This window comes from Stieleria sp., from assembly GCF_041595215.1.
GTDB classification, from domain to species: domain Bacteria; phylum Planctomycetota; class Planctomycetia; order Pirellulales; family Pirellulaceae; genus Stieleria; species Stieleria magnilauensis.
The window spans coordinates 1-2,112 of sequence record NZ_JBFHKV010001298.1 but is presented as its reverse complement, the minus strand read 5'-3'; the positions used below and the strand labels follow the sequence as shown (position 1 = coordinate 2,112).

Here is a 2,112-nt window from a genome sequence, read left to right as displayed (position 1 = left end):
TTGCAATTGAACTTCGAACGCTCCGTCTTGGTCGGTCCCATTGACCAGTCCCACGGGCAGGTCGATGCGATCGCCGCCGGTGACTTCCAACGGCAGTTTCGGTTCGACTTGAATCGGAATCTCGGTCACGACCGCGCCGCCCCCACTGCCCAACCGGCCGTCGGTGCTGTGCGCGTCGACGTCCACGCGGAACATCGTCAGCGAGTCCGAAAGATCGAACCGGATCGTCGCCGTTCCCGTTGAATCGGTCACCATCATCGGATTCCAATACACCGTTTCGGTGAAGTCGCTGCGGACATCGTCTTCGCTGCGGCGATGCAGATGGGCGTACTGGCGAATCGGAAACCGCAATTCGTCCATCAATTGATCGGCCAAAGCTTGCGCGTCCAGGTCACGCGACTTTGCCAGGCGTTGCAGTTGTTCCGGGGTCAGCCGCGTCTGTGACACTTCGGTCGGCACCTTCGAGCCGCGCTGGCCCAAGAATGCCTGGACGACGCGTTGGACAAACGGCTGGGTAGCGCCCGCATCTGCACCGGATGCTTCGGCTTGTTCTTCTTGGCTTCGAAATTGTGCTTCATCGGCGGAGCTTGATTCCGACGGTGCTTCCATCATCGGTGCGATGTCGCCGGCGGTCATCTGATCGCGGGCGGATTCCGAAGTCGCCTCCACGCGATAGTTCCCTTGGCTGCCGCAACCGGATTGCGAGAGCATGATCGCAGCGAACAACAGCAGTCCGGCGGCGACCGCGCCGGCTTTTCGCGGGCGGACCAACAAACCAATCAACCAAAACGCGCCGATCAAGATCAACGCGATGCGGACTTCGGAAACAAAGCTCCGCCAGGCTGCTGCGATGCGCAGTTGGTATTCGTGCAACTGGGCCGCGATCGTCGCCTCGTTCGATTGCGTCCGGCTGGTCAATTCCGATCGTTGACCGTCCAGTTCCAGCAAACGCGTCAAGGCGTCGCGAAAGGTTTCGCCGAACTGATCCGGTGATCCACTGACAAACCGTCGCCAGCCCTGGGTGCCCAGCAACAAATCTAAACTCTCGGTCGCCTCGGGCGAATCGTCGAGATAGAAATCGGCGTGTTCCAAATCCTCCGGCGATTGAACCTCGCTGGTCAAGAAGAAATGCGTTGCGATCGACGGCAGATCTTGTTGTCGCAAGCTGAGTGCGGCGTCGTCCACGACGCGGACACCCAAGACCGCTCCGGGGACGGGTTGGTCGTTTTCGTCGGTGACTGCGATCGTCATCCGCACCGACTCGCCGGGCGAATGGACGCGACGGTCATCGTCCACACTGGCGGTGACGTTCAGCTTCTTGACAGCTTTGCGATAGACCAGTCGTTCGACTAGCGGGGTGGCCGTCTCGCCACTGGCATCCAACACCGTGACTCGAATCACGCCGGCGGCGCGGTCTTGAATCGGTACCGTCACGGAGGTGTCACCGATGCCGATTTCAGTCGTCTTGACCCCCACCAGTTCGCCGCGGCAGACCACGCGAACGATGCACGGTCGACGTTTGGTGCTGCGAAGGGTCATCGAGATCGGTTCGCCGGGTTCAAACACACCGTCACCGGTATCCAACACCGGCAGGGCCTCGACGACCGATGGCAACCAAGGTGTCTCGGTGATGTCCAGCGGCGACGTGATCCTCAGCGAGTAACGTTGTCCCGACTCGGGCTTGAAGTCGAACCGGCCCATGCCGTCGCGAACCGTTTTGATGCTCGCGACCATCCGCCCGGCTTGCGAAAGGACTTCGCCGGCGATCTCGATCGGATTGCCATCGGGGTCACGTGCGGCAAAGTAAACACGGTTGGTGACCCCACCGACCAAGTAGCCGCCTTCGGGATAAAAATCGACTTCCGCGCGTCCGGTGTGAATCGGGATCGGACGGGCGGCGGTTTCGGTGACCGATCCATCGTCGATCGCGATCGACAACGTGCCCTCGCCCTCGCGGATCACTTTGGGCAAGTCGAACGCGACCGCAAGCTCTCCGTTGATACCCAGTGAGCTGGTGGATTGATGAATGACGTCGCCGTCGACGACGGCTTGGATGCGTGCCGGGGCGGCGACGGGAATCGAATCATCCGCCCGGCGGACGGTCAACGTGGC

General features: G+C 61.2%; 1 protein-coding gene. It reads right to left on the bottom strand.

All coding sequences use genetic code 11. The features are described from left to right. The coding region (locus ABX749_RS30740) for an alpha-2-macroglobulin family protein (protein WP_372899396.1) at positions 1-2,112 on the bottom strand (2,112 nt) is incomplete at both ends.